17 protein-coding genes and 1 tRNA gene are annotated in these 26,589 nt (G+C 68.8%); 5 read left to right on the top strand and 13 right to left on the bottom strand.

Annotated features, from left to right (window positions below):
* Positions 1-18 precede the first annotated feature (18 nt).
* Complete coding sequence (locus DA1_RS08860; protein ID WP_034392077.1) at positions 19-2,670, bottom strand: hybrid sensor histidine kinase/response regulator; 2,652 nt, start codon at positions 2,668-2,670, stop codon at positions 19-21.
* Positions 2,671-2,883: 213 nt separating this feature from the next.
* Between DA1_RS08860 and DA1_RS08855 the strand changes: the two genes are divergently transcribed.
* Positions 2,884-4,212 carry a dicarboxylate/amino acid:cation symporter gene (locus DA1_RS08855; RefSeq protein WP_016449906.1) on the top strand — a complete coding sequence of 443 codons (1,329 nt, stop codon included), beginning with the start codon at positions 2,884-2,886 and terminating at the stop codon, positions 4,210-4,212.
* A 297-nt stretch (positions 4,213-4,509) separates the two neighbouring features.
* A complete protein-coding gene (locus DA1_RS08850; RefSeq protein ID WP_034392079.1) occupies positions 4,510-5,484 on the top strand; it encodes a DUF4434 domain-containing protein in 975 nt (324 codons plus the stop codon).
* 17 nt (positions 5,485-5,501) lie between these two features.
* On the opposite strand, the gene DA1_RS08845 is transcribed toward DA1_RS08850, so the two are convergent.
* The 12 genes from DA1_RS08845 to DA1_RS08790 form a co-directional block, all read right to left on the bottom strand.
* Complete coding sequence (locus DA1_RS08845; protein WP_034392081.1) at positions 5,502-6,647, bottom strand: acyl-CoA dehydrogenase family protein; 1,146 nt, start codon at positions 6,645-6,647, stop codon at positions 5,502-5,504.
* Between the two features lie 26 nt (positions 6,648-6,673).
* A complete protein-coding gene (locus DA1_RS08840) occupies positions 6,674-7,375 on the bottom strand; it encodes an alginate O-acetyltransferase AlgF (protein ID WP_034392083.1) in 702 nt (233 codons plus the stop codon).
* Positions 7,372-8,856, bottom strand: coding sequence for an AMP-binding protein (locus tag DA1_RS08835; protein WP_034392085.1), 1,485 nt, complete (start codon positions 8,854-8,856; stop codon positions 7,372-7,374). The genes DA1_RS08840 and DA1_RS08835 overlap by 4 nt, the downstream gene beginning before the upstream one ends.
* A 57-nt stretch (positions 8,857-8,913) precedes the next feature.
* Positions 8,914-9,153, bottom strand: a complete 240-nt coding sequence (locus DA1_RS08830; protein ID WP_012204786.1) for an acyl carrier protein — start codon at positions 9,151-9,153, stop codon at positions 8,914-8,916.
* Between the two features lie 21 nt (positions 9,154-9,174).
* A complete protein-coding gene (locus DA1_RS08825; RefSeq protein ID WP_034392088.1) occupies positions 9,175-10,755 on the bottom strand; it encodes an MBOAT family O-acyltransferase in 1,581 nt (526 codons plus the stop codon).
* Between the two features lie 13 nt (positions 10,756-10,768).
* Positions 10,769-11,902 (bottom strand): alginate O-acetyltransferase AlgX-related protein, encoded by a 1,134-nt coding sequence (locus tag DA1_RS08820; protein WP_034392090.1) that lies wholly within the window; start codon positions 11,900-11,902, stop codon positions 10,769-10,771.
* A 4-nt stretch (positions 11,903-11,906) separates the two neighbouring features.
* Positions 11,907-12,965: an alginate O-acetyltransferase AlgX-related protein gene (locus tag DA1_RS08815; RefSeq protein WP_034392093.1), complete on the bottom strand. Its 1,059-nt coding sequence runs from the start codon at positions 12,963-12,965 to the stop codon at positions 11,907-11,909.
* Between the two features lie 57 nt (positions 12,966-13,022).
* The gene (locus tag DA1_RS08810) at positions 13,023-15,890 is read right to left on the bottom strand and encodes an NfrA family protein (protein WP_034392094.1); all 2,868 of its coding nucleotides are present in this window, start codon (positions 15,888-15,890) and stop codon (positions 13,023-13,025) included.
* The gene (locus DA1_RS08805; RefSeq protein ID WP_034392096.1) at positions 15,887-17,608 is read right to left on the bottom strand and encodes a glycosyl transferase family protein; all 1,722 of its coding nucleotides are present in this window, start codon (positions 17,606-17,608) and stop codon (positions 15,887-15,889) included. The genes DA1_RS08810 and DA1_RS08805 overlap by 4 nt, the downstream gene beginning before the upstream one ends.
* A gap of 42 nt (positions 17,609-17,650) precedes the next feature.
* Positions 17,651-19,876: a hypothetical protein gene (locus tag DA1_RS08800; RefSeq protein ID WP_034392098.1), complete on the bottom strand. Its 2,226-nt coding sequence runs from the start codon at positions 19,874-19,876 to the stop codon at positions 17,651-17,653.
* 78 nt (positions 19,877-19,954) lie between these two features.
* Positions 19,955-21,157, bottom strand: coding sequence for a non-hydrolyzing UDP-N-acetylglucosamine 2-epimerase (gene wecB / locus DA1_RS08795; RefSeq protein WP_034392100.1), 1,203 nt, complete (start codon positions 21,155-21,157; stop codon positions 19,955-19,957).
* A gap of 621 nt (positions 21,158-21,778) precedes the next feature.
* A tRNA-Ser gene (locus DA1_RS08790) sits at positions 21,779-21,868 on the bottom strand.
* A gap of 685 nt (positions 21,869-22,553) precedes the next feature.
* Between DA1_RS08790 and DA1_RS08785 the strand changes: the two genes are divergently transcribed.
* From DA1_RS08785 to DA1_RS08775, 3 genes are all read left to right on the top strand, one after another.
* On the top strand, positions 22,554-23,534 hold the full coding sequence (locus DA1_RS08785; RefSeq protein WP_230590754.1) for a hypothetical protein: 981 nt from the start codon (positions 22,554-22,556) through the stop codon (positions 23,532-23,534).
* A 45-nt stretch (positions 23,535-23,579) separates the two neighbouring features.
* Entirely contained in the window at positions 23,580-24,680 is a 1,101-nt protein-coding gene (locus tag DA1_RS08780; RefSeq protein WP_034392104.1) for a M15 family metallopeptidase domain-containing protein, read from the top strand.
* A gap of 64 nt (positions 24,681-24,744) precedes the next feature.
* A complete protein-coding gene (locus DA1_RS08775; RefSeq protein WP_034392106.1) occupies positions 24,745-26,571 on the top strand; it encodes an SAM-dependent methyltransferase in 1,827 nt (608 codons plus the stop codon).
* Positions 26,572-26,589 lie beyond the last annotated feature (18 nt).

The following is a 26,589-nucleotide window of genomic DNA, read 5'->3' as shown; positions in this document are numbered from 1 at the left end:
GTCCCTGCCGTGCCACGTCTATCGGTGGCGCAGCAGCATCTGGCTCATGAGCGCGCGCAGCGCGGGCGGGCGCACGGGCTTGGCCAGAAAGCCCCAGCCGCGCTCGGCCGCCTGGCGGCGCACCATGCCGTCGCGCTCGGCCGTGACCAGGATCACGGGCGGCGACTGGCCCCAGCGCTGGCACAGCTGCGCGTAGACATCGGGGCCGTGCAACTGGCCCAGGCGCACATCGAGCAGCACCAGCTGCGGCGCTTCGCCGGGCGCGGCCAGCGCCAGCGCCTCGGCCGGGCCACCGGCCAGCGGCACGTTGCAGCCCCAGCGCTGCAGCAGTGCGCGCATGGCGATGCAGGACTGGGCATCGTCTTCCACGTACCAGGCGCTCATGCCCTGCAGCGGTGCGTCCTGGCCTGCCTCGCCGGAGTGCGTGGCCGCGGCGATCTGCGGCACGGCTGCGGGATCGCCCAGCGGCACGCAGACCCAGAACACGCTGCCCCGGCCCAGGTGCGAGCGCAGGCCGATCTCGTGGCCCAGCAGGCGGCCCAGGCGCTCGACGATGGCCAGGCCAAGCCCGGCGCCACGGTCGTCGCCATGGCCTTCGTCCAGGCGGCGGAATTCCTCGAAGATCTCGTGCTGCAGGCTTTCGGGAATGCCCGGTCCCTGGTCGTGCACCTCGATGCGCAAGTGCTGGCCCTGGCGCCGGCAGCCGATGACGATGCGGCCCTGGCGCGTGTAGCGTATGGCGTTGGACAGGAAGTTCTGCAGGATGCGGCGCAGCAGCGCCTCGTCGCTGCGCACCACGCAGCGCGTGTCCACCGCGCTCAGGCGCAGGCCCCGGCTTTCGGCCAGGATGCCGAAGTTGTGGCGCATGACCTGCAGCAGCGGGCCCAGCGCGAAGTCGCGCACGCGCACCTCCAGCTGGCCCGATTCCATGCGCGAGATGTCCAGCAGACTGCCCAGGATGGCGTCCTGCGCGGCCAGGGCGCCGTCGATGCTGTCGGCCACGTGGCGGCCCGCGTCGTCATGCAGATGGCTGCGCAGCAGGGAGCTGAACATGCGCGCGGCGTTCAGCGGCTGCAGCAGGTCGTGCACGGCGGCGGCCACGAAGCGGGTCTTGTAGCGGTTGGCCTGCTCGGCCTCGCGCTTGGCTTCGGCCAGGTCGCGCGTGCGCTCGGCAATGCGCTGCTCCAGCGCATCGGCCAGCGAGCGCAGCTCGCGTGCGGCGTTCTTGTAGCTGGTGATGTCGGCGTAGCTGGTGACGAAGCCGCCATCGGGCAGCGGGTTGCCGCGGATCTCCAGCACCGTGCCGTCGTCCTTGGTGCTTTCGCGCAGGTGCGGGCTGCCGCTGCGCAGATGCTGCAGCCGCCGGTGGATGGCCTCCTCGATGGGGCCGGGCCCCAGCAGGCCGCGCCGGGCGTTGTAGCGGAACAGGTTCTCGATGGGCTGGCCCGTGCGCAGCAGCTCGGAGGGAAACCGGAACAGCTCCACGTAGCGCGAGTTCCACGCCACCAGGTTGAGGTCGGCGTCGATCACCACCACGCCCTGGGGCAGGTGCTCCAGGCTGCGGCTCAGGCCCGTGTCGGCCTGGCGCGCGGCCTGGACGATGCCGTCCTGGGCCGTGCGCAGCTCCTGGGCATGCTGGCGCAGCACGGTCTCCAGCTCCAGGCGGCTGCGCAGGCGCAGCGCGGCCAGCCGCCTGCGCTGGCGCACGAACAGCACCAGCAGGCCCAGCGCCAGCCAGCCGCCCGCAGCGGCCGCCGCCGCCCAGCGGCTGGCCACGGTGCTGGCCTGCGTGTCGTGCAGCAGGTGCAACTGCCAGTCGCTGCCGGGCAGGGGCAGGGTCTGCCACAGCGTGGTGCCGGGCAGGGCGGGCTCCTGCATCTGCACCAGGCGGCTGCCTTGCTCCAGGCCCTGGCGCACCCGGTAGCGCATGGGGTGCAACTCCTGGTCGATGTACTGGCGCGTGGCGGCCAGGTCCGCCTCGTCGATGGGGCTCAGGGGGGACAGCAGGCGGTAGCGCCAGTCGGGCTGGCTGGCCAGGAAGACCACGCCGTGCTCGTCCGAGGCCATGACCACGTCGGGCGTCTGCAGCCATTCGCGCTCCAGCTCCAGCAGCGCGATCTTGATCACCACCAGGCCCGCGACGGCGTTCTGTTCGTCCAGGATGGCCTGCGACAGGAAGTAGCCCGGCAGGCCCGTGGTCAGGCCGATGCCGTAGAAGCGCCCGCTGCCGCGCGACAGCGCCTGCTGCACATAGGGCCTGAAGCTGTAGTCCACGCCCACGTTGCTGCGCGTCTCGCGCCAGTTGCTGGCGGCCAGGGCCGTGCCGTGGCGGTCGATCAGGGTCAGCGTGGACGACTGGCTGGCGCCGTTGGCCTGCTCCAGCTTGCGGTTGAGGGCATCGACCTCGGCGGCGGACAGCGGGTGGGTGAGGGCGGCGCGCAATTGCGCGTCCAGCGCCAGCACCTCGGGCAGGGTGCGGTAGCGGTCTATGCGCTGGCCCAGGGCCTGGGCGTAGAGGCTGAGCTGGCGCTGCACGCTTTCGGCCTCGCCGCGCAGGGCGCGGTGGTAGACCAGCTCACCGGCCAGCAGCATGCAGGCGAGCATGCCGCCGAACAGCAGCAGCAGGGTCCAGAAGGAACGGCGTGAAGGGCGTCGAACGGGTTGGGGCATGGTGGTGTGGACCCGATTGGGCGCCAGCTTGGTGCCTTCCAGGGGCGGGAAGGGGTTGGGGATTACCCTGATTCTGCGTGCATTCTCCCTGGGAGAGCACCTGCGCCTAATACCAATAGGTTATCGGCGCCGGAGCACGCCAGCGGTACAACCTGGACCTCGCCGCACCTTGGTGGTGCGTCCACCCCCACACAGTCCCGCCGGAGCCGCACCATGCATGCCGTCCCCACCCACGCCGCCAGCCCCGAGCGGCTGCCTTTCTACCGCCAGCTGTATTTCCAGGTGGTGGTCGCCATCGTGGCAGGCGTGCTGCTCGGCCACTTCGAGCCCCAGTACGCCGAGCAGTTCAAGCCGCTGGGCGATGCCTTCATCAAGCTGGTGAAGATGATCATCGCGCCGGTGATCTTCCTGACCATCGTCACCGGCATTGCCGGCATGACGCACCTGCGCACCGTGGGCCGCGTGTTCCTCAAGGCCATGGCCTACTTCCTGTTCTTCTCCACGCTGGCCCTGGTGGTCGGCATGGTGGTGGCGCACGTGGTGCAGCCCGGCGCGGGCATGAACATCAACCCGGCCGACCTGGACCAGGCCGCCGTCAAGGGCTATGTGGCCAAGTCGCACGAGCTGACGCTCACCGGCTTTGCCATGGACATCATCCCCAAGACGCTGGTCAGCCCCTTCGTGGGCGACAACATCCTGCAGGTGCTGTTCGTGGCCGTGCTGTTCGGCATCTCGCTGGCCATGGTCGGTGATGCGGGCAAGCCCGTGCTCAACTTCCTGGAGGCGCTGACGGCGCCCGTGTTCAAGCTGGTCGGCATCCTGATGAAGGCTGCGCCGCTGGGAGCCTTTGGCGCCATCGCCTTCACCATCGGCAAGTTCGGCCTGGGTTCGCTGGTGAACCTGGCCTGGCTGGTGGGCTCGTTCTACATCACCTCGCTGCTCTTCGTGGTCGTGGTGCTGGGCTTCGTGGCGCGGCTGTGCGGCTTCTCGGTGCTCAAGCTGGCGCGCTACCTGAAGGCGGAACTGCTGCTGGTGCTGGGCACCTCGTCCTCGGAATCGGCCCTGCCTTCGCTGATGCAGAAGATGGAGCGCGCCGGCTGCGGCAAGTCCGTCGTGGGCCTGGTCGTGCCCACGGGCTACTCCTTCAACCTGGACGGCACCAATATCTACATGACGCTGGCCGCGCTGTTCATCGCCCAGGCCACCAACACCCACCTGACCCTGGGCCATGAGATCGCGCTGCTGCTGGTGGCCATGCTCAGCTCCAAGGGCGCTGCCGGCGTGACCGGCGCGGGCTTCATCACCCTGGCCGCCACGCTGGCCGTTGTGCCCGAAGTGCCCGTGGCCGGCATGGCCCTGATCCTGGGCGTGGACCGCTTCATGAGCGAGTGCCGCTCGCTCACCAACTTCATGGGCAACGCCGTGGCCACTGTGGTGGTCTCGCGCTGGGAAAACGAGCTGGACTACAGCAAGCTCAATGCCGCCCTGGATGGAGAGCCTGTGCAGGCCCTGCCCGCCGAGGCCGCCGTGGCCAAGGCCTGAGAACGCCCTGGCCAGGGCAAGGGCCGGCAAAGGCCCACCCGACGATGCCTCGCGCCGCCCAAGGGTGGCGCGAGGCATTTCTACTCGATCTAATGGCAGCAAGTCCTTGCCTGGTTCGGGCCGGCAGGACATCTGCACGGGCGTCGTCCCCTTGGCTCCAATTCATCGTCGGTTCTGATTCAACCCTCAGCCCGGCCGGGTCAAGTCCGGGTGGGCCGGCTCTTGCGGGGCGGCTGCCGCGCCGCTTGGCTGTATTCTTGGTGCTTCGCTTCACGCAGCCTTGCGGCCGTTCCCACCATGCATTTGTCCAGACGCGAATTCCTCGGCGCCGGCGCGGCCGCCGCCTGTGCCTCGCTGGTCGGTTGCGCGGCCTCGGCGCCCGTGTCGGGCAGTTTCCTGCAGCCGTGGCGCAGCCATCTGGAGATGCCGCGCGATCAATGGCGCCAGCGCCTGGCCGCCACCCAGGCGTTGGGCTGCCGGGAGCTGTTCGTGCAATGGAGCGGCCTGCAAGGCGATTCCGAGGCGGACAGCTGGATGCTGGCCGACGCGCAGATCGCCGACTTGCTGGACATCTGCACCGAACTGGGCATGGGCGTGCACCTGGGCCTGCCCTATGACGAGCGCTGGTGGAAGCAGATCAGCCTTTCCAACGCCGCAGGCCCCGCGCCCTACCTGGCGCATATCGCCGAGCAGGGCGCCAGCCACATGTACACCAGCACCTGGCCGCGCCATGCGGCGTTTCGCGGCTGGTACATCCCCTACGAGCTGGAGCAATACCACTGGGCCGCGCCCGAGCGCATCGAGCTGCTGGTGAGCGCACTGCAGCCACTGGCGCAGGCGGCAGCGGCCACATCCGGCCAAGTGCCCGGCATCTCCACCTATTTCAGCCAGCTGCAGACGCTGGGCAGCCTGCCCACGCTGTGGAGCATCCTGCTGGACCGCGTATCCCTGCGCCCCATGGTGCAGGACGGCGTGGGCGTGGCGGGCCTGCGCAACTACGAGGCGCTGGCACCGCTGCAGCAGATGCTGCTGGAGCGCAGGGCGCCGTTCGACCTCATCGTGGAACTGTTCGAGCAACTGCCGCCCACGCGGCCCGATGGCTCGGACTTCCAGGCGCGCACGGCCAGCTTCGAGCGCGTGCGCCGCCAGTGGGACGTGGCCCGCGACTACGGCGCCCAGCGCGTGGTCGCCTTCGCCATCGACCCCTGGGTGCTGAACGACACGCCAGAGGCCCGGCAACTGCTGCGCGAGTGGAAGGCCGCCGCCCGCTGAGCGCGGTGGCTGCCGGGTCAGAAGCGCTTGCCGATGATCTCTCTGAGGATTTCGCTGCTGCCGCCGAAGATGCGCAGCGCCCGTGCATCGGCCCAGGCGCGGCCAATGCCGTATTCGGCCATGTAGCCGTAGCCGCCGTGCAGTTGCAGCAGCTCGTCCAGCACCTGGCCCTGCAGCTCGGTGGCGTTGAGCTTGGCCATGGCGGCGGTGACGGAGTCCAGTGAGCCTTCCATGTGCTGGGTCAGGCAGTCGTCCAGGAAGACGCGCAGCATGGTGGTCTTGGCCAGGGCGTCGGCGAACTTGAAGCGGGTGTTCTGGTAGTCGAGCACGCGGCGCCCGAAGACCTTGCGGTTGCGCACGAACTCGGCGGCCTCGTCCAGCATGCCTTCGGTGGAGGCCGCCGCGCGCAGCGCGATCGCCAGCCGTTCCTGCGCCAGCTCCTGGGTCACATGCTCGAAGGCAGCGTTCTCGCGCCCCAGCAGGTGGTCGGCCGGCAGGTGCAGTTCGTCGAAGAACAGCTCGCAGGTGTCCTGGCTGTGCTGGCCTATCTTGCGCAGCGCCGGTCCCTTGCCCAGGCCCTTCATGCCTTCTTCCACCACGAACAGCGACAGGCCGCGCGCGCCCAGGTCGGGCTCGGTGCTGGCCAGCACCACCATCAGGCCGGCGTTGACGCCGTTGGTGATGAAGGTTTTCTGTCCGTTGAGCACGTAGCCGCCGCCTTCACTCTCGCTCTTGCGCCGGGCGCGCGTGCGCACGGCCTTGAGGTCGCTGCCCGCGCCGGGCTCGGTCAGGGCGATGGCGCCAATCAGCTCGCCCGTGGCCATGCGCGGCAGCCAGCGGTCCTTCTGCACCTGCGTGCCGAAGTTCCAGAGATAGGGCGCCACCATGTCGGAATGGATGGAAAAGCCGATGCCCAGGCAGTTGGCGCGCGCCAGCGCCTCGATGACCACGGCCGCGTGGCCGAAGTCGCCGCCCTGGCCGTAGGGCGGAGGCAGGTCGCAGTTCAGCAGGCCGCTGTCGCCGGCCTTGCGCCACAGGGCGCGCGGCGTGATGCCCTCGGCCTCCCAGTCATTGATGTGGGGCAGGATCTCGGTGGCCACGAATCGGTCCACCTGTTCCTTGAACAGCAGGTGGTCTTCACGCAATACGGAGCGGGTGCGCATGTCTGTGTCGGTCTCCTTGGGCTGGGTCAGGGACGATAGGTGTCGGTGGCGCTGGCCTGGCCGCGCAGCACGGGTGCGGCGGCCGTACCCGTCATGAACAGGCTGTAGTGGTCGCCCGGCTGCAACTGTGGCAGCGCCAGCGGCGCGCTGGCCGCAGTGGCGCAGGTGGCGGCGAGCTGGGCACTGACCGGGTTGATGGAGCGGCTGGCCGATGCGGCCGGCGCCACGCCCGTGAACAGCGGCGTGCCCGCGGGCGCGACCTGCAGGCCGCCCTGGGGGCAGTCCGTGGTGAGGTTGTAGAAACGCAGCTCGGCCTTGAGCGCGTCCTGGCTGCCGCCGGAGTCGTCGATGGCCGTGAAGCGCGCGGCCGCATTCCTGCCCGGGCGCTGCGGCACCAGGGTGGTGAAGCTGCCCGGCGCCACCTTCATACTGCCGGCGCTCTTGCCGTCCAGCTGAATGCCGAAGGGCGTGTCGCCCTTGACGATGGCGTAGCTGCTGGCCGGCTTGCTGCCGGACAGCGTCTGCTCGGGGCCGCTGCCTATCTTCACGCGCAGGCTGCCCGCGTCGGGGTGGACCACGCGCACGAAGGACGAGCCTGCGGGCGGGCGCGCCGCATAGAGCTGGGCCAGCGTGCCTTCGGCATGCGCGGCGGGCAGGCAGGAGAGCCCGGCCAGGCCGGCCAGGGCGAGCGCGACGGTACGCATCACGGGGGAAAAAGCGGAGGTCATGCCTGCGGGTCCTTGGTTTCCTTGGCGGGGCGCATGCGTGCATCAAGGTACATGCGCTCCAGTTGCTTGCGGTCGGCCTTGTCAGTCTGCGTTAGCGGAAAGCCGTGGCAGGCCAGCAGTTCCGACGGAATCATGTAGGGCGGCACGCGCTGGGCCAGCAGTTCGCGCCACCCGGCCAGGTCTTCGGGCAGGGGCTGCATGCCGGGCGGGCCGCTGCGGTCCAGGTCCACGAAGCCGATCATGCGCACGATGAAGCCATCGGGCCGCTTGAGTGCCACCGCCGCGCCCGCGCGCACGCCGGGCAGGGTGGCCAGCACGGCATCGACCTCGGCCAGCTCGATGCGGTAGCCGTGCATCTTGATCTGGTCGTCGCGCCGGCCGTGGAAGGTGACCAGGCCCTCGCCGTCGATCTCTCCCAGGTCGCCCGTGCGGTAGCCGCGCTTGCCGTTGCGCATGAACATGCGTGTGGCGTGCAGGTCGGTGCGGTTGAGGTAGCCGCGCATCACATGGTCGCCGGCCACGCAGATCTCGCCTTCGTCCAGGAACACATCGGCATAGGGCTTGGCCCGGCCGATGGGAAAGGGCAGCGGCGCGCGCTGGCGCAGCGCGGGGTCGATCTCCACCCAGGTGGTGGAGCAGGTGGCCTCGGTGGGGCCGTAGGAGTTGATGATGCGCGCCTGGGGAAAGCGGCTCCACAGCGCCTCGGCCACGGTGGGCGTGAGCGATTCGGCGCCGAAGACGAAGACGCGCAGGTCGGGCAGGTGCTGCTGGTCGAAGTCTGCATCCAGCAGCTGCTGGCGCACGAAGGAGGGCGTGGATGCCCAGACGTTCACATGGGTGCCCGCCAGGTAGGCGGCAAAGGCCTGGCGGTCGGCAATGGTCTCGCGCGCGCACAGCACGCAGGCACCGCCCGTGACCAGGGCGCCCATCCAGTTGAACAGCGAAAAGTCGAAGCTGAACAGCATCTGGTCCATGAAGACCGGCGCCTCGCCCAGGGCCAGGCAGTCGCGTATCCAACCGGCGAACAGGCCCAGGCTCTCGCGCCCGATCTGCACGCCTTTGGGATCGCCCGTGCTGCCCGAGGTGAACATGATGTAGGCCAGCGACTTTTCCTGCAGCGGCTGCGCGGCGATGCCGGTGTCCAGGAAGCTGCGGGCCTGCGCGTCGTAGTGCAGGCCGGCCTGCACCAGCGTGGCGATGCGCGCCATGCGCTCGGGCGGGTTGATCACGTCCACCGGCACGAAGGGCACGCCCAGGCGCAGGCAGCCGAGGATGGCCACGAGAAACGCGGTCTCCTTGTGCCCCGTGATCAGCAGCGGCTCGTCGCGCCGCGCGCCGCGCGCCAGCGCCTGCTGCTCCCATTGCGCCACGGCCTGGGCCAGTTGCTGCCAGTCCAGCGTGCCGGCGGCATCGATCACGGCGGGCCGCGCGGTGTCGGCGCCGGGCTCGGTGAAGTCGAAGCGGTCAAAACTGAATCGCATGCGGGCTCCTTGTTGCGCAGGGACAAAGGGACAGGGCGGCGGCGTGCAGGCGCTGCATCAGGCCTTGCGCTGCTCGGCCACGTACTGCGCCAGCGTGTGCACGGATTCCAGGTGCAGGTCGATCTCCGATGGCGGTATCTTGACGCCGAATTCCTTTTCGATGGCCAGTGCCACGTCCACGGCGGACAGCGAGTCCACCAGGCCCGATTCGAGCAGCAGCGTATCGGGCTCGACCGAGGTCAGGATGATGGCGCCGATGATCTGGGCAATCTTGGTTTCGATGTCATTCAGGGACATGGTTTTTCTCCAACAGGTGTTTCAGAACTGGAAATACAGGAAGCGGGTTTCCTTGTGCAGGTTGACCAGGCACAGGAAGAGCAGGACCAGGGTCACGGCCGTCCAGCCTGCGCTGGGGCGCCAGCGCATCCAGGCGCGGGGCGCTTCCTGCACCTTGAACATGGCGGGCGAGAAGCGGCCCAGGATCTGGTGGGCATTGGGCGTGAACCAGGCAATGGCCAGCAGCAGCAGGACCAGGGCCAGCTGCATGTGGTGGCCTATGGCCAGCCGCAGCGCGTCGCCCACGGCCAGGCCCTGCAGGTGCGACAGCGATTCCAGCGCCTCCACGCCGCGCAGGCCGGCCATGCCCTTGAGCAACAGCATGGCGTCGCCCACGCCATGGGCGCGGAAGAAGGTCTGGGCGATGAGCACGGCGATGAAGGTGATGACAACGCACAGCGCCTGCACGCCCCGGCCCGACTTGCGTGCGGCGGCCGGCTTGCGGCTGACCACGAAGATGCGCCAGGCATGGTTGACCGACAGGTAGAAGGCATGCAGCAGGCCGAAGATCACGTACTGCAGGCCCGCACCGTGCCAGATGCCCGCCAACCCCATGGTGAACAGCGTGGGCACGACGATGGTGGCCGCAAAGCCGCCGGGCGTGCGCGCGGCGCTGGAGCCCACGGACAGGCCGCGCTTTTCGCGTGCACGCGAGATGGCCATGGCCACGGGGTAGTACAGGTAGGCCGTGAGGTAGCGCGTCAGCGTCATGTGCCAGCGCGCCCAGAAGTCGATGATGCTGCCGGCCTTGTAGGGCGAGTTGAAGTTCAGCGGGAAGCGGATGCCGAACATGCGCGCCAGGCCCAGCGCCATGTCCGAATAGCCCGAGAAGTCGAAGTACAGCTGCAGCGCGTAGCTGAGGCTGGCGCCCCAGGCGGCCCAGAACTGCAGGTCGCCGGGCGCGGCAAAGCCCGCGTCTGCATAGGGCGCGATCTCGTCGGCCAGCAGCACCTTCTTGGCCAGGCCGATCACGAACAGCGTGCCGCCGATGGACAGGTTGTCCGCGCGGAACCGGTAGTTATCCGGCTGCGCGAACTGCGGCATCATTTCCTTGTGGTGCAGGATGGGCCCCGCGATCAGGTGCGGGAAGAAGGTCACGAACAGCACGTAGCTGAGCAGGCTGCGTTCCTTGACGATGCCCGAGCGGCAGTCCAGCAGGTAGCCGATCTGGGTGAAGGTGAAGAACGAGATGCCCAGGGGCAGGATCAGCTCGTGCATGCCGCCCTGCGTCAGCCCCCATTCGCCCAGGAAGTTGAACAGCGTGGCGAAGTACTTGTAGTGGAACAGTGCCGCCAGGTCGGCGCCCACGCCCAGGGCGGTGACCAGCCCCTGCAGCCGCGCGCGGCCCGCAAAGCGCAGGATCAGCAGGCTCACCACGTAGTTGAAGGCGATGGACAGGGCCAGCAGGGCGACGAACTGCGGGTTCCACCAGCCGTAGAAGACGAAGGACGTCAGGCACAGCCAGAACGCGGCCAGCCGCAGGCTGATGGCCCCGGCCAGGTAGTGGCCCGCCAGCGCGATGGGCAGGAACAGCAGCAGGAAAAGATAGGAATTGAACAGCATGTAGCGGGCGGGGTCACGCAGGCGGGGAGGCGGCGTCCATCTCCTTGAGCGCCGCTTTTTCATCGTCCGTCAGGGGCAGGGACAAGGTGTTTTCCGAGAACTCCCAGATCACCAGCCGCAGGCTGGCCGGCCAGGAGGCGCGGCGCTTGAGCGCGGCCACCATGGCGCCGCTGAACTGGCCGCCGTCCATGCTGAGGTTCCAGACTTCCTGGCCCAGCGCGCGGCCGAGCTGTGGCGCGAAATTGCTGCGCAGCCCGTTGGAGCTTCCGGCCAGCAGCACCTGCACGGGCGGCGTCTCGTCCAGCAGGCCGCCGCCGCGCACGGGGGTGATGGCCTGGGGGCGTATTTCGTCGCGCTGCGGGCGCCAGCCTGCCGGTGCGTCGGCCAGGCCGGCCAGGGCCAGCAGGTCGCCGGGCAGCGGCTGCAGCGGCCCGGGCGCGGATTCCTCGAAGGCCTGGGCGCCGCGCTGCCCGCCCAGCAGCGGCAGCGCGGCCTGGGCCACGGCCAGGGCGGCGGCGCGTGCGCCCTCGGCATTCATGTGCACGTCGGTGCGAAAGAACACCGGCTGTGACTGCTCCTGAGCCTGCAGGGCGGGGCGCAGATCGGCGAAGGCAATGCCGTCGGCCTGCAGGCGCTGCTGCCACAGGTCCAGGCGCTGGAGCATCACGGGAGCCACGGGCAGGCCGCACAGATGGGCGGCCTCGATGCGCGACTTGTCGGGCACGGCCACCACCAGGGTGGCAATGCCTTTGTCCTGCAACTGCCGCGTCCAGTGGCGCAGCAGACGCTGGCGCGCCTCGAAGGGCGCGGCGCCCGTGCCGGGCTGGGGCCGCAGGCCGTCGCGGTAGAACATCCATTGCGGGCAGCCCAGGGCCACCTGCGCTCCCGTGTCGCCCAGCAGGCGGTAGCGCAGCGCGGCCTGGCCGGTTTCCAGCGAGGACTGCGCAGGCAGGCGCAGGCCCTTGTTCAGCGCCGCGCCCGCGCGGCCATCCAGCCAGGCGGCCAGTTGCAGCTCGCCGGCCTTCGGTCCCCCGCTGGCCAGCGTCCAGCCGCCCCAGGCCAGGCCCGACAGCAGCAGGGCGCCCCAGATCCAGGCGTTGCGCCGGTGTCCTTTGTCGGTTTGCAGTTCTTGCGCGGTGGGGTCCACGGTGTCAGCCCTTGAGCGCGGCACGCAGCCGCTCCAGCCAGGTGGCGTTGGGCATGAGCGAGGCGTTGTCCCACTGCCCGGCCGCGTTGGGGCCGTAGCTGTAGGTGGGCTCGAACATCTGCCACACCAGCACCTGGGGCTTGTGGGACTTGAAGGCCGGCGACTCCAGGTACTCCAGCAGCATGGTCCACTGGCCCACGTTGCCGGGCTTCCAGTTCAGCGAGACCGGGCGGTCCAGCAGGTTGGAGAGCTTTTGCGGAAAGCCGAAGTAGGGCTGGACCATGCTGTGGCCCGTCACGTGGACGGGTGCGGGCTCATCGTCGAGCAGTCCCTTGGCCGGAGCCTGGCGGCGCACGGTGTAGACCTCGCGGCCGATCTGCTTGCGCTCCTCGGCGGTCAGAAACAGCTCGGCCAGGTCGCCATAGCGGCGCTCGGTGACGGTGTCGCCCAGGGCCAGGCCGCTGCCGGCGCTGCCGGCCAGCTGGGGCACCTCGCCCTGGACCATGCGGGCGGTGGCCTCGGCCGTGGCGTCGGCTGCCGCCTGGGTCCAGTGCTGGTCGGTGCGGTAGAACACATCCTTGCCGCTGTCGCGCACGGTGCGCAGCACGGCCTCGTCGTCAAAGCTGGGAATGCCGGCGGCCTGCAGCGCCTGCAGCACCTGCCTGTAGCGGCCCTGGACATCGGCGCTCATGGCCTTGCCGTCGGGCATCTTGTCGGCATAGAAGCGCACCTTGTCGGGCAGCAGCAGCACCTGCAGCTTCACGCCGCGAGCGGCCAGCAGGTTGCGCGCCTCGGTGATCAGCCGGGTGGATTCGGTGATGCCGGCGCGGTCCACCTGGGTCAGGCTGCCCCAGCCCGGAAACAGCCAGCCATCCTTGCCCCTGAGGACGATGGAGGAGCTGTCCTGTGCCTGGGCCTGGGCCTGGGCCTGGGCCTGGGCCGTACCCTGCGCTGCCAGCGCGCCCAGCACCAGTGCGCAGCCGGCCAGCCCGCGTGCGGCGCGCGCCATGCCCGAGCGCAGTCCGTGCAGGGCAGGGCGGGGTGCTTGCTTGGTCGAATCCATGGGAGCTTTCTCCTTTTCTCTTTTCTGTGTGGTGGTGGCGGCGGCGGGGCAGGGCTTTCAATAGGACAGCGTCAGCGTCATGAAGAGGCCCTTGGCCCGGTCGGCCTGGCCGCCGCCGATGTTGAAGCGGTATTGCATGGACCAGTCCACATAGGACTGGGCCGTGCTGTAGTGGCTTTCGCGGAACCACTGGCGCAGGCTGACGCCCACGCCGGCGCTGGCCGACCAACTGCTGCCATTGCCTTGCAGGGCCAGGGTCTGTCCCTGCTGGGCGGCCAATTGGGCTGCGGTGGGCGTGGCGCCCGGGGCGGCCTGCAGGGAACGCACTTGCACGCGGTTCCTCTGTTTGATCCAGTCGGCCGCGACCACGCCGAACGGGAAGATCACCAGGCCCTGGTTGATGCCGTCGGCGCGGAAGCTGCGGCCGATGCGGGCCTCGGTGGAGAAGAACCATTGCTCGCGCTTGTAGCGGCCCGAGCCGTCGCCCACCTGGGCGCCGCTGGTCTGGTCGGTCAGTGTGAAGCGCGAGGCCATGCTCTGGTTGGCATAGCCGGCCTGGCTGTAGCCTTCCATGGTGAACCAGCTGGAGCGGTCCGTGCGCCGGCCCGTTCCCTCGTAGAAGCCATGGGTGACATAGGCCAGCCAGCCGCCCTGGCCCGCGCCCGCACTGTACTTGGCCGATATCGGGTTGCCCAGCGCCGGGCCCGTGGGGTTGAGCGGATCGCGCCCGCTCATCAGGCAGCGCAGCTGGGGCGATTCAGGCGTGATGAAGCCCGAGCGCGTGGCGGAGCCGATGTTGAACTGGCGCTCTATGCCAAAGGTCAGCGCGTACTTGGTGGACGGCGTGAAGCGCATGCCCAGCGAGCCCGTGGTGGTGGGCAGGCCAGAGATGCCGCGGTTGTCGCCCGCCTGCACATTGATGGGCAGGCCCGTGCAGGGGTCGATGGCGCTTTGGCCCAGCGTGGTGCCGCCGCCGTCATGCAAGGTGCTGCCCAGCCGCCCGTAGACATCGAAGATGCGGGTGGACGAGTTCAGGAAGTTGGACGGACGCCAGTAGGCCTCGGCCGTGCCGAACACGGCGTCGCCGGCCTGGGTGAGGATGCCGTCCGAGAACGCACGCCCCGCAGGCCGCGCACCCCGGTAGCCCATGGAGACGATGGCGCCCCACTCGCGTGCGTAGCCGGAGACGGCGCTGCGTGCGTTTTCGCGCTGGCCAGGCGTGAGCTTGGCGGTGCCGGCGTCGTCCAGGTCGATGGCTTCCTTGAAGGTGCGCACGGCGCCCCGGTTGTCGCCGGTGCCGGCCAGCGCATAGCCTTCGTCCAGCATGGCGCCCGCTGGCGCCTCGCCCGTGGCGCGCGCCGCGCGAAAGTCCTGCAGCGCCTTGGCCGGCTCTTCCTGGCGCGAGTACAGGTAGCCGCGCTGCATCAGCAGTTGGGGGTCGTTGGGGGTGAGGGACAGGGACTTGTCCAGCCGCAGCAGGGCCTGGCCCTGCTGGTCGCGGTTGCCTGCGGCCAGCGTGGTGGTCAGCAGCTTTTGCAGTTGCGCATTGTCGGGGTCCTGCTCCACGGCCGTTTGCGCATGTTCGATGGCGGCCTTGTAGTCCTGGCGCGCGTAGGCCGCATAGGCCTGGGCGCTGGGGCCGCCCGTGCCCTGGGCATCGGAAGGCTGCAGCTCGCAGACCGTGCCATAGGGCGTGTCGCGGCAGTCCTGCAGGGGCGGCGGATAGTCGGCCATGGCCAGGGTCTGCGAAGCGCCGCGCGTATCGGCCACCATGGGCGTATCGCGGCCGGGGCGCAGGTCATCGGCTTGCTTGAGGCGGCGGGCCACGGATTCATCCTGTGCCGGCATGGGCGCCAGCAGCGCGCGGGCGCGTGCCGCGTCGCCAGCGGCCAGGGCCGCGTCGGCCGCGATCAGGCGCAGGTTGGCCGATTGCTTTTCGTCCAGCCAGTCCTGCTTGAGCACGGCATCGAAGTCTTCATTGGCCTGTGCGGTCTTGCCCTGGCGCTGGCGGATGTAGCCGCGCATGCCCAGCGCCGCTGTGTCTTCGTTGTCCTGCGCCAGCGCCTCGTCTGCGGCTTTTTCCGCATCGGGCAATTGCTCGGCCAGCAGCAGCGAGGTGATCAGCAGCAGGCGGTGCGATGCCGTTCCCGGCGCCAGCGCCACGGCCTCGCGCGCAAAGGGCACGGCCTGCGCCGGGTTGTTGGCGATCAGCGCCTGGTAGGCCTTTTGCGCCGGCAGCACGGCCTGGCTGCGGCGCAGGGTCTGGCGCTTGGCCACCAGATCGCTTTTGTTGGGGGGCTCCAGGGCCAGGGCGGCATCTGCGGCCTCGATGGCGGCACCCAGCTGTTCCTGCGCCTCCAGCGCACCAATCCACAGCAGCGCCCATTGGCCCTGGCTGGGGTCCAGGCGAAAGGCCTGCTCGGCCTTGCGCGCGCTGTCTGCGTAGTTCCTGGCGTTGTAGTCGGCGTAGGCCTGCGTGGCGATGGGAAAGGCCTTGTTGTAGGCCTCGGAAGCCGTGGCCCCCGCAGGCCCGCCCGCCGCCCCGCCTGCCGCTGCGGCCCGCACATTGGTTTCGGCCTGCTGCAGCGTGGCCTCGTCCAGCCCGGCGGCGCGGGCCGAGGCGATGGCCTTGAGCGCTTCCTCGTTCTTGCCCTGCTTTTGCAGCGAGTAGATCAGCAGCATGCGCAGGCGCAGCAGGTCGGGGCGCAGCTGTACGGCCGATGCGGCGGCGCTGGCGGCCCGTGCAAAGCGGCCGGCCTGATAGTGGGCATAGGCCTGGTTGGCCAGCTGCCATGCGCGGCCCCTGAGCGGCGCCTCGGCCTTGACGGCTGCTGCGGCCTGCGGCCAGGCCGGCGGCGCGTTCCAGCCGGCGCCCAGCAGCGCGGCCAGCGTGAGAGGGCGAACGAGGGGAGCGAGATGCTTCATATGCCGGCCCTTGGGGTGCTTGGAATGCCTTGTGCGGGAATGTCGGGATGCACCGTGGGGTCGGTGGGCTCCCCCTGCTGGAAGCTGATGGCCTCGCGCAGCGTGGCCTCGTCCAGCCAGCCCTGCTCCATGAGGATGGCGCCCAGCGGACGGCGTTCGCGCTGCTGTATCTCCAGCGCGGTGGCCAGCCGGGTTTCGTCGATGGCCTGCCATGACAGCAGCAGCTCGCCCAGGCGCTGGCGCTGGTGGCTCAACTGGTCGGGGGACGGGAAGTCGTGCATGGTCTTGTCCCAGGCCAGCCGCTTGCCCGTGACCAGGTGGACGATGAACAGCTTCCAGGCGCGCGCCGCTGCCATGGCATTGATGAAGTTGCCGATCACCATGCGCGGGATGGACAGCATGGCGTGCTCCCAGCCGTACAGGCGCGAGACGAACCAGGCGCGCTGCACCACGCGCAGCAGCAGGGCGATGACGTTGACGCTCATCAGCGTCACCAGCCAGCCGTTGGGAGCGAACAGGGACGGGTAGTACACCGTCCACCAGCCCATGTGATCGGCCAGCAGGAACAGCAGGAAGTTCAGCAGCAGCAGATAGGCCAGGATGGCCACGAAGGAGGTCACCAGCCCCTTGCGGTCCCGGAACAGCAGGTACTTGGTGGACAGCGGCCCGGCCCAGCCGACCTGGCTCCAGCCCTGCAGGCCGATGCCCAGTGTCCAGCGCGCCTTTTGCCGGTAGGCGGTCTTGAAGGTGTTGGGAAAGAACTCGCGGATGCCCAGCGGCATGGTCAGCGTGGACACCTTTTCCTTGCCCAGGCCGAACAGCGGCTTGCGCCGTATCACGTAGTCCACGGGGAACTTGCCGAAGATCTGCTTCATGCCCCGGCGCGCCAGCCGAGCGCCGATGTCGTAGTCCTCGGTCAGCGTGTCGGTGTTGAAGGGCTGGTTGTGGGTCTCGGCCGCCAGCTCCTCCATCGCCTTGCGCGAAAAGCAGGTGCCCACGCCGGCCGAGGGCACCATGTGCGACATGCTCTCGCGCACCACCAGGTCCTTGGTGTGCCATTCGGCGAATTCGTCCATGTAGGTGCCGGCCACCAGCTCGTACCACTCGCGCTCCAGCGAGGTCACGGGCAGCTGGATGAAGTCCATGCGCGGCAGCAGGTAGTTGTAGTACTTGAGCTCCAGCGGGTGCAGCACGTCCTCGCTGTCGTGCAGGATCAGGCCGGCAAAGGGCTCGGGCTGCAGCGTGTTCTGCTGGAAGATGGCCTGCACGATCCAGTTGAGGCAGTCGGCCTTGCAGGTGGGGCCGTCATGGGGCACCTCCACGCGGACCAGCTGGCGGTAGCGCCGGCGCATGCGCTCCACCTCGTTCTTGGTGCGCTCGTCGTTGCGGTAGGTGCCCACGAAGATCATGTAGTTCTTGTAGTCCAGCGTGCCCACCATGCTCTCGAGCATGGGTGCGATCACGTCGTACTCCAGCCAGGCCGGCACCATGATGGCCAGCGGCTTTTCCTCGACCTCCTGCAACTGCTGTGCCTTGAGCGGCTGGTAGCGGCGCTTGACGGTCAGCGCGCGCCAGGCCTCGCGCACCCAGTACCAGGCGTCGATGAACAGGTCGTCGATGCTGGACAGCAGGATGACGACGGCCACCACGGCGCTGACGATCTCCAGCGCGTGGTAGTAGTCGGCCACCAGGTAGGGCCAGTAGAGGGAAGAGATCATGGCGATCGCCTCATGCCGTCGTCATCGTTGCCCGGGCCGGGCTCAGTGCTTGGACTGCTTGCTGCGCGCCACCGCCCAGGCCAGCACCACCAGCAGCAGCACCACGAACAGCGCGATGGCGATGCCCGGCACGCTCCAGGACAGGAAGTTGCGCCATTCGTGGAAGGCGCTTTCGCGCGGGCCCGACGGAATGCCGGTTTCGGGATTGCTGCTGTCCACCCAGGCCAGCGGGCCGTCGCCACCGATCACGGCGATGTTGCCGCGATTGAGCAGGAAGGGCTCGCCCAGGCCGCCCGTCCACTCGCCGATGGCATGCCACAGCACGCCCTGCTGGCCGCCTGCCGTGACCACTTCGGCCGAGGACAGTTGCTTGAGTCCCTTGATGTCCAGCCAGTCCACCGACTTGCCGCGGATGCGCAGCTGCTGCCGGTCCGCCACCGTCACCAGGGGCTTGGCGCCGTCCACCGGCACTTCCATGGCGACAAAGGGCATGGAGGGCTTGGCCGTTGCATCGGCCTGGGCCACGACCAGCTCGGCCTGCGAAGCCGACAGGCCACTGGCGGCCGCCAGGTTGGCCATGCGCTCCAGCGCGGCCGGCGCCGCCGACAGATAGCTGGCGGGCACCAGGAACTGCGACTTGGCGCCCAGCAGCGGCAGCAGGCCGATGAAGCTGCCGTTGGCCTCGGCCTTGCCGGGCGTCACGTAGCTGATGGCCGGCAGCACGCTGGCGGGGTAGGGCTGGGGAATCTCGTTGCAGTCGGCCGAGTAGGGCTGGCGCTGCACGGACACCCGCAAGGTGTTGTTGATGCCCAGCGCATAGCCGGGCACACGGGCGCGCAGGCGTTCGGGCTGGCCGTTGGCCTCCAGCTGGCGGGCCGACAGCAGCATGCCGTTCCAGAACAGCGTGGCCACGGGGCGCGTGGCCGAGGCGCCGGGGGCGGCGGCCACGTACAGCGTGATCTCGCCCGGCATCTGGCCCTGCGAGGCCACGGCGCTCAGCGGGAAGTTCATCGTCCAGTCGCCGCGCGACAGCACGTCGAAGCTGTCGGGACTGCCGCCCAGGCTGGACAGGCGTATGCCCTTGGCCTCGTCCCATTGCGGGGGCTGGGCCGCGGCCACGGTCACGTTGTCGCTGACCAGCAGGCGCTGCAGGGCGGCCTCTTGCAGGCCGGCCACGCGCGCACCCGCGTCGGCGGCCACGGCCAGCACCATCTGGCGGCCCATGGGCAGGGCGCGCAACTGCTGCGAGGCCAGCGCCTCGTTGGCCAGCGGTGCGCGCCGGGCGCGCCATTGCTGCAGGGCCTGTCCCGCATCGGGGTCGGCCGCCAGCTGGGCCTGCAGGGCCGCGAAGGCGGCGGTCAGGCGCTGCTGCAGTGCCTTGTCGGCCACCACGATGTCTCCGCTGACCTGGGCGGCCCCCAGCATGAGCAGCGCGCCCAGTTCGGCGTCACTGGCCAGCTTGTGCTGGGGCTCGGCGCCGCGCAGTGCGGCAAAGGCGGGCACGCCGGCCAGGGCGGCGGGAACCTCCAGGCCTCGCAGGTCGAGCGTCTCCCCCACGGCGGGCAATGCGTTCACCGTCATGCGCCTGTTGTTGCGCTGCAGGCTGGCGCCAATGCGCCAGGCACTGTCGAACGAGGCCTGCTCCAGCTGCCTGCCCGCCACCAGCACGGTGGTGCGCACGGGCAGGGTGTTCCAGACATCTTCGATGCTGCGCACATCGCGCGGGTCCACGCGGTAGCTCAGCCGTGTCTGCGGCGAGATGGTCAGGGAGTTGGCCAGGGAATGGTTGTCATCGCATCGCACCTGGCCGTTGCGGCTGCGCCAGTTCACGCCCAGCCGCACGAAATCGCTGGCGCGGGCCTGCTGGGCGACGGGCAGCGTGCGCTGCAGCATGCCGTCACCATCGGGCACGGTCTGCGACACGGCGGGCGTGCCGTTGAGCGAGATCACCACGGTCGAGACGCCGGGCTCGCCCTTGAGGTAGCGGCTGTCGAAGGCAATGCTGGCATCGCCCAGCGGCAGGCCGCGCGGCACGGGCAGGTAGAAGTCCTGGGTGGCCGTGCCGGCCAGCACCACGGGATCGACGATGCCCAGCTCCTTGAGCGTGACGCTGCGCTGCAGCCCGTCGCTGGCGCCCAGCTGGCGTATGGCGTCACCCAGCGCCGAGGCCGAGGCCGTCTGCGCGAACAGGGCGCCCAGGCCCAGCAGCGAACCCAGCGCCCAGCGGGCACCGGTGCGGGAAAGCGATTGGCGGATGGTCGGTTGCATGGGGGCCTCTTTTCTCACTTCGGTGCTCGATTCGTAATGCGCTTCGTGGACGTGGTGCGCGGGTGGTGCGTGCGTGGTTCAGGCCGGCGCCATGCCCTTGGTCACGGCGGCCGTGATGCCCGGGACGGCCGCGCCGCCTGTGTGTCCGGCGGCAAACTCGTCGAAGGGCTGTCCCAGCAGGGCGCGCACGATGCGCTGCGAGGCCTGGCCATCGCCATAGGGATTGATGCGGCGCGCAAACGAGGCGTGGTGCCCCTCGTCGGCCAGCAGCCGGTTGACCTCGGCCACGATGCGCGCGCGCTGCGTGCCCACCAGCAGCACGGTGCCGGCCGATACGGCCTCGGGCCGCTCGGTCACCTCGCGCATCACCAGCACGGGCTTGCCCAGGTAGGGCGCCTCTTCCTGCACGCCGCCGGAGTCGGTCAGGATGATGTGGGCGCGCTGCATGAACCAGACGAAGTCCACATAGTCCAGCGGATCGATGAGGCGGATGTTGTCCATGCCGCCCAGCGTGCGCATGACCACTTCGCGCACGGCGGGGTTGAAGTGCACGGGGTAGACGATGAGCAGGTCCGGATGGCGCTGCGCCAGCTCGGCCAGCGCAGCGCAGATGTTCTGGAAGCCTTCGCCGAAATTCTCGCGCCGGTGTCCCGTGACCAGCAGCAGCGGGCGCTGCGCATCCACCCAGGGATGGCGCTGGGCAATGGCACGGGCCAGCTCGGGCTGGGCATCGAGCCGGTCGCACAGCGTGGCCAGCGCATCGATGACGGTGTTGCCCGTCACGGCGATGCGGCCCTGCAGGTTCTCGCCCAGCAGGTTGGCGCGCGACGTGGGCGTGGGCGCAAACATCCACTGGCTGACCACATCGACCACGCGGCGGTTCATCTCTTCGGGAAAGGGCTGGGCCAGATCGCCGGTGCGCAGGCCGGCTTCCACGTGGCCCACCGGAATGCGGCGGTGAAACGCCGCCAGCGCGCAGGCCGTGGCCGTGCTGGTGTCGCCGTGCACCAGTACGTAGTCGGGCTTTTCCTGCTCGAGCACGCCATCGGCACCTGCCACCACGCGGGAGAACAGGCCGTTGAGCGTCTGGTTGGGTTGCATGACGGCGAGATCGTGCTGCGCCTGCAGGCCGAACAGATCCATCACCTGGTCCAGCATCTGCCGGTGCTGGCCGGTGACGCACACCACGCTCTCGATGCCCCGCGTCTGCGACAGGGCCGTGACCAGTGGCGCCATCTTGATGGCCTCGGGACGGGTCCCGAAAAACGAAAGAATCTTCATGCCAACCCCTTTTGCGTTTTCCTGTGCTCTTCGCTTGTGCGTTCTTGTGCTGCGCTGTACCCGGCAGGGGCAGGACCCGTCTCAGCCCGAAGACGGGCCGGGCAGGCTGCAAAGCGGTGTGGAATATACGGCGGGTTTTTGGAATTTTCGATCGATTGCTCCGATTCGATTGAAAACTATCGTCAATTGAGGGAAATTGACGGAAGTTAAGAGGACTTGAGGGAGCTTGATGACCTTGCTTTCCATTGGGGAACCTCCGTCGAATCTCAAGCGCCGCAAGCCATGCGCGCCATGGGGCTGGATGCACGTTCGCGCCAGGGGTGCTGTTGCATAAAGCTGCGCGCCTGGGGGCTTTGTTGCAGCTAGTACATCACCGAAACAAGGATGTGCTTGTCAGACGCTTGCCTATTGCTGCCAGCTGCTGCCTATTGCAAGCCCTGGGGCGCGTCTGCGCAAGGCTTGGAGGGGGTGTCCGTGCTGTCGCTTTCCCTGATGTGCGGCCGGTGCGCGGGGCCGGGGCAGGGGCGGGCACGGCGGGCGCAAACCTGGGCATGAACCTTGCCACAAGCCGGCCCGGAAACGAAAACGGGCCCCGTGTAGGGGCCCGTTTTGCTGGGTGTATGGCGGAGAGGGCGGGATTCGAACCCGCGGTGGGGATTAGCCCACACACGCTTTCCAGGCGTGCGACTTAAACCGCTCATCCACCTCTCCGAAGCCAGCGATTGTAGCAGTGATTTCGGGTGGTCAAGGTAAGAAGCTGGAACCGGCAGCGATGCAGGTGCGCCCCGCTGCACCTTGCAGGTACAACCGGCAAGGCAGCCCCGGTCGTTCAGCCGCAAGCCATTTGGGATGGTGAATGGTTGCAGTATCGTGAAATCCGGCGAACTTGTGATGCGGGTCCATCAAGGGAATCCTCGGTGCGCACTATTTGCAGTGGGCAAGTCATGGCGTATCCGCATTGATTCAGGCTTTCCTCAGCCCTTGCATTCGATGGAGGCAGATGTCGGGAGTTGTCATGTATACAAGAAGGTATTTTCCTTGCTTTGTGAAATTGGGGTGAATTTCATGTAAGTCATTGATATTGTTGATTTTTGTGCAAATGAAATTTATCTGGTTTGAACGGTTCCAGAATGCATCCTGGATGAATTGCAAATGTTGAATGCAATTCTCAAGCGCCGGATGCATTTTGCAACAGACGCCGCATGCCAGCTTGTAGACAATGCCTGCGGCGCCGGGCCTTGAAATGCCTGTTTCAAGCCCATTGCGGCAGATTCCTCCTGTATTGCGGCGTATCGACAGCCCAGGCCAATCATAGAAACCCGCTATCACCATGGCTCACCATTCAATGCGCTCCGATTTTTACTGTGGCGGGGCGCTGCCATGGCGGGCACTGGCCTTGAGCCTTGCGGCGGTGCTGGGTGCCGGGGCGGCGCTCGCTGCCGGGCCGCAGCGGCAGGTGCTGGAAAGCCTGCCGTCCGGCACGGCCAAGGGGGCGCCTGCCTATGAGTTGTCGCTGCCTGCCTGCACGGCGGCGCCTTGTCCCTTTGAGTTGCGGCTGGTGCGTGCCGGTGTGCAGCAGGGCCAGCCAGCGGCGCTGTCCTGGCCTGCGTCCAGGGGGCCGGCGCAATTGGCGCAGCCCGATCCGCTGTACGGCGTGGGCGATCCGCTGTCTGCGGCAGCAGGGCTCCAGCACCTCGAGCGCGTGTGGACGACTGGCGAGGAGGAAGACACCGTCACCGCTGCCGTGCGCAGCTTGCGCCTGCCCGGTGTGCAGGGCGGCTCGCGTGCGCTGCTGGTCACGCAGATGGGGGGCTTTGAGCATCCCAAGCGCCGCCATGCGCTGTATGTCGCCACCGCCCAGGGCCCGCACCTGGCCTGGCAGTACGACGAGCCCCAGGGCAACTACCAAAGCTGGGTGCTGGCGCCCACGGGCCGGATTCCGGTGCTGCTGGTGCGCTATGCATCACCGCAGGACGATGCGCCCGACCAGATCGAGACCCGCAGCCTGCGCTGGAACAAGGGCCGGCAGGCGTTTGCCGAGCAGGCCTCGGCACCACCGGCCGCCGTGCAGGCCGTGGTGGCGGCGCGCTATGCCAGCGTGGCGGCAGCGCGTGCCGCGCGCGCGCAGCAGGCTGAATGCCTGGGCGCCTATTCCGTCGTGCGCACACGTCCCGCAGGCGCCGCGCCCCATCACGCTCTGGTGCAGGTGGCGGCGGACATGGCGCAGGCGCATGCCGAATCGCTGCGGCTGCGTGCCTGTTCGGCCAGCCTGCAGCCGCGCACCGTGCCATTGGTGCACCTGCTGCCGGATGCCGGCCTGAAGCCCGGCAACAAACCCGACCGCAAACCCGACCGCAAACCCGAGCCCGCCCGCTGAGCCGGTGCTGCGGGCCATATCGACAACCACAAAGAGGGGAGAAACATGCCTGACATCAAGGACAGCGTAGGCGAGGGCGGCAGCAACCAGGTGCATGACGTGGCCCTGCTGCAGGCCATGCTGCGCGTGGTCAAGGACGCCAAGAACGCGCCGTATCTGGGCGTGGACTACGACGGCAGCTACGGCGCGCAGACGCGCGCCGCGCTGGAGCGTTTCCAGAACGACCACAAGCTGGCCGCCGCCAAGGCCGCGCCGGGCCAGCCGCAGGCCGGGGGTGCCAAGGAGGCGCTGGGCCTGGCGGCAGCCGGAGGGGCCACGGTGGCCAAGCTCAGCGGCATGCTGCCGGCCTCGCACCAGGGCATGCGCGCCGCGCAGAACTCCAAGACGGTGTACCTGGAGGCCAAGGCCCAGGACGTGGCCACCAGCAAGGCCGCCATTGCCAACGATGCGGAGTACGAGCCCACCTTCCGCGCCAAGCTGGCCAGCCTGGTGCAGCAGATGTATGACACGCACAAGATCGCGCTGTGGATCACGCCCACGGGGCGCCGGCGCACCTTTGCCCAGCAGGCCGCCGAGACCCAGACCAAGGCCGGCCCGGGCGAGAGCAACCACAACTTCGGCCGCGCGGCCGACATCGGCTTCAAGCGCTTCCAGTGGGTCAAGGGCGACGGCAGCATCGTCACCGATGCCGACTGGCTCAACCAGCTGGAGGCCGTCAAGTCCGCCGATGCATCGCGCTGGTGGAATGAGCGCGACAGCCTGGCGGCCAAGCAGGGCCTGCTGCCGCTGAAGTTCGAGCGCGTTCACCTGCAGGCATTCGCCCAGCAGGGGGTGAGCAACCAGCGCTCGCTGGCCAAGCTGCTCAACGCCGTGTCGCAGAACAACATGGGCTGGAAATCCGCCTACCAGGCCGACCTGCAGTCCCAGGGCAAGCATTGGGTGAATGTGGGGTCCGCCAAGTCCATCTGGGCTGGAACAGCCTCCGTGACCAAGGCCGATCTTGCCAAGGCCCGCACGGCGGCCACCGGCAAGCAGGTCAAGGAAGCGCAGATCACCCAGAACGAGGTGGACGCCATGCGCCGCATGCTCAAGGCCGATTTCGAGCAGGCCGACCTGAACTGGTCCAAGTGGGCGCCCGTGCCCTGAGCCTGGCCGGACGCCTGCCGTGCAGGCAGGCGTCACTCCCATCGCATCTTCCGGAGAGAGCATCTTGAGAATCGACCCTTCGACGGGCGAGGCCGCCCTGCGCGCGCCACTGTCCCTTTCGCTGCCCCTGCCTGTGTCCCTGTCCGCGTCCCTTTCGGCGTCCCTTCCCGCCATGGACGCTGACGCAGCGCCGTGCGGGCCGCCTGCCATCCGCGCCCCGCAGGACGTTCTTTCGGGCGTGCGCGTTGCCTCGCAGCTGCTGCAGGACTTTCGCCCCATCACCGAAAGCATCGAGTGGGAGCTGGGTCACCTGCACTGGGCGCAGGCCGGCCTGCTGACCTTTGCCGAGAACGAAGTGCCCTACGTGGTCAACAACAGCGGCCGCCTCTCGGAGGATGCGGCGGCCCTGCTGTTCCACCACTGCGCGGACACCGCGCCGCAAGGCGCCATTGCCGTGCTGGAATTGGGTGCCGGCTGCGGCCTGTTTGCGCGCATGTTCCTGCAGGCCTTCCGGCACCTGTGCCAGCAGGAAGGGCGTGATTTCGACCAGCGGCTGGTCTACTACGTCACCGACGGCTCTCCCCGCACGGTCGCGCAATGGCAGGAGCGCGCCCTGTTTGCCGAGTTCGGCGGCCAGGTCGTGGCCGGCTGCTGCGACGCCATGCGGCCCGAGGCCATGCAGCTGCCGGACGGCAGCACGGTGCCCCTGCCGCTGCTGCACGCCGTGTTCTGCAACTACGTGCTGGACGTACTGCCTGCCACCGTCGTGCGGCGGCAGGGCGATGGGCCGGTGCAGGAATTGCGCATACGCACCCGCCTCACCGATGACGCCCAGCTCGTGCGCCAGTACACCGCGCTGTCGCCGGGCGAGATCCGTGCCCTGGTGGACCATGCGGATGCGGCCCAGCGTGCGCGCCTGCTGCCCCTGGTGGGCCTGTTCGAGCAGGAGGTGGGCTTCTTCGACTGCGACCAGACAGCGCTGTCGCCCTGGGTGGATGCCGCCTTGTCCGTCAGCGAGGCGGCACCACGCCTGCTGGTCAACCACGGCGCCTTTGGCGCGCTGCAGACGCTGCACAAGCGGCTGGCGCCCAAGGGGCTGGTGCTCATCAACGACTACGGCGCCTGCACGCCCGAGGCGGCGGCCCAAGCGGGCGCCTCCCAGCGCTTTGGCCGCACCAGCGCCATCGGCCTGAACTTTCCGCTGCTGGCGCAATTGTTCGGGCGCGAGGGCTGGCAGGTGCTGGCGCCTTCGGGCGATGCGCAAAGGGCCATCCATGCGCGGCTGCTGATCGGCGAGGGATGCGAGCGCACGGCGGCCGCCTTTCTCAACCGCTTCAGCGCCGACGCGCAGCAGTTCTTCGAGGCCCCGGCCCATGAGGCTCGCACGCACCTGGAGTCGGGCCGCCAGGACGCCGCTTTGGAAAGCTACCGCCAGGCCATCACCCGCAGCCCGCGCGACTGGCGGCTGCTGGGCGAGGTGGCCGAATTCGTGGGCCTGCAGCTGCGGGACTTTGCCGCCGGCATCGAGCTGGCGCGCAGCGCGCTGGACCTCAATCCCTGGCTCAGTACCTGGTTGTGGAATGTGCTGGGCGACTGCCTGTTCTGCCAGGAGCAGTTCGCGGCCGCGCATGAGGCCTACCTGCAGGCCGAAGGCATAGACCCGCGCGATGCGCGCACCCAGCTCAACCTGGCCTACACCTGGCAACAGCGCGGCGACCCGGCGCGCGCGCTGGCCTGCATTGCCCAGGGCCTGGCGGGGGATGCGCATGGCGTGCACACGCAGCGCCTGATGGAAAAGCAGCAGCAGATCCTGGCGCAGATCGCTGCCCTGCGCGCCTCGGAGCAGCAGCGGCTGGCCCAGCGCGCGGCACGGCTGCAGGGCGGGGCATAAGCCTGCCGGCAGCCTGCA

Source organism: Delftia acidovorans NBRC 14950, from assembly GCF_001598795.1.
GTDB lineage: Bacteria > Pseudomonadota > Gammaproteobacteria > Burkholderiales > Burkholderiaceae_C > Comamonas > Comamonas acidovorans.
Note: the sequence above shows the minus strand (reverse complement) of the source record. Positions and strands in the feature narration are given on the sequence as shown.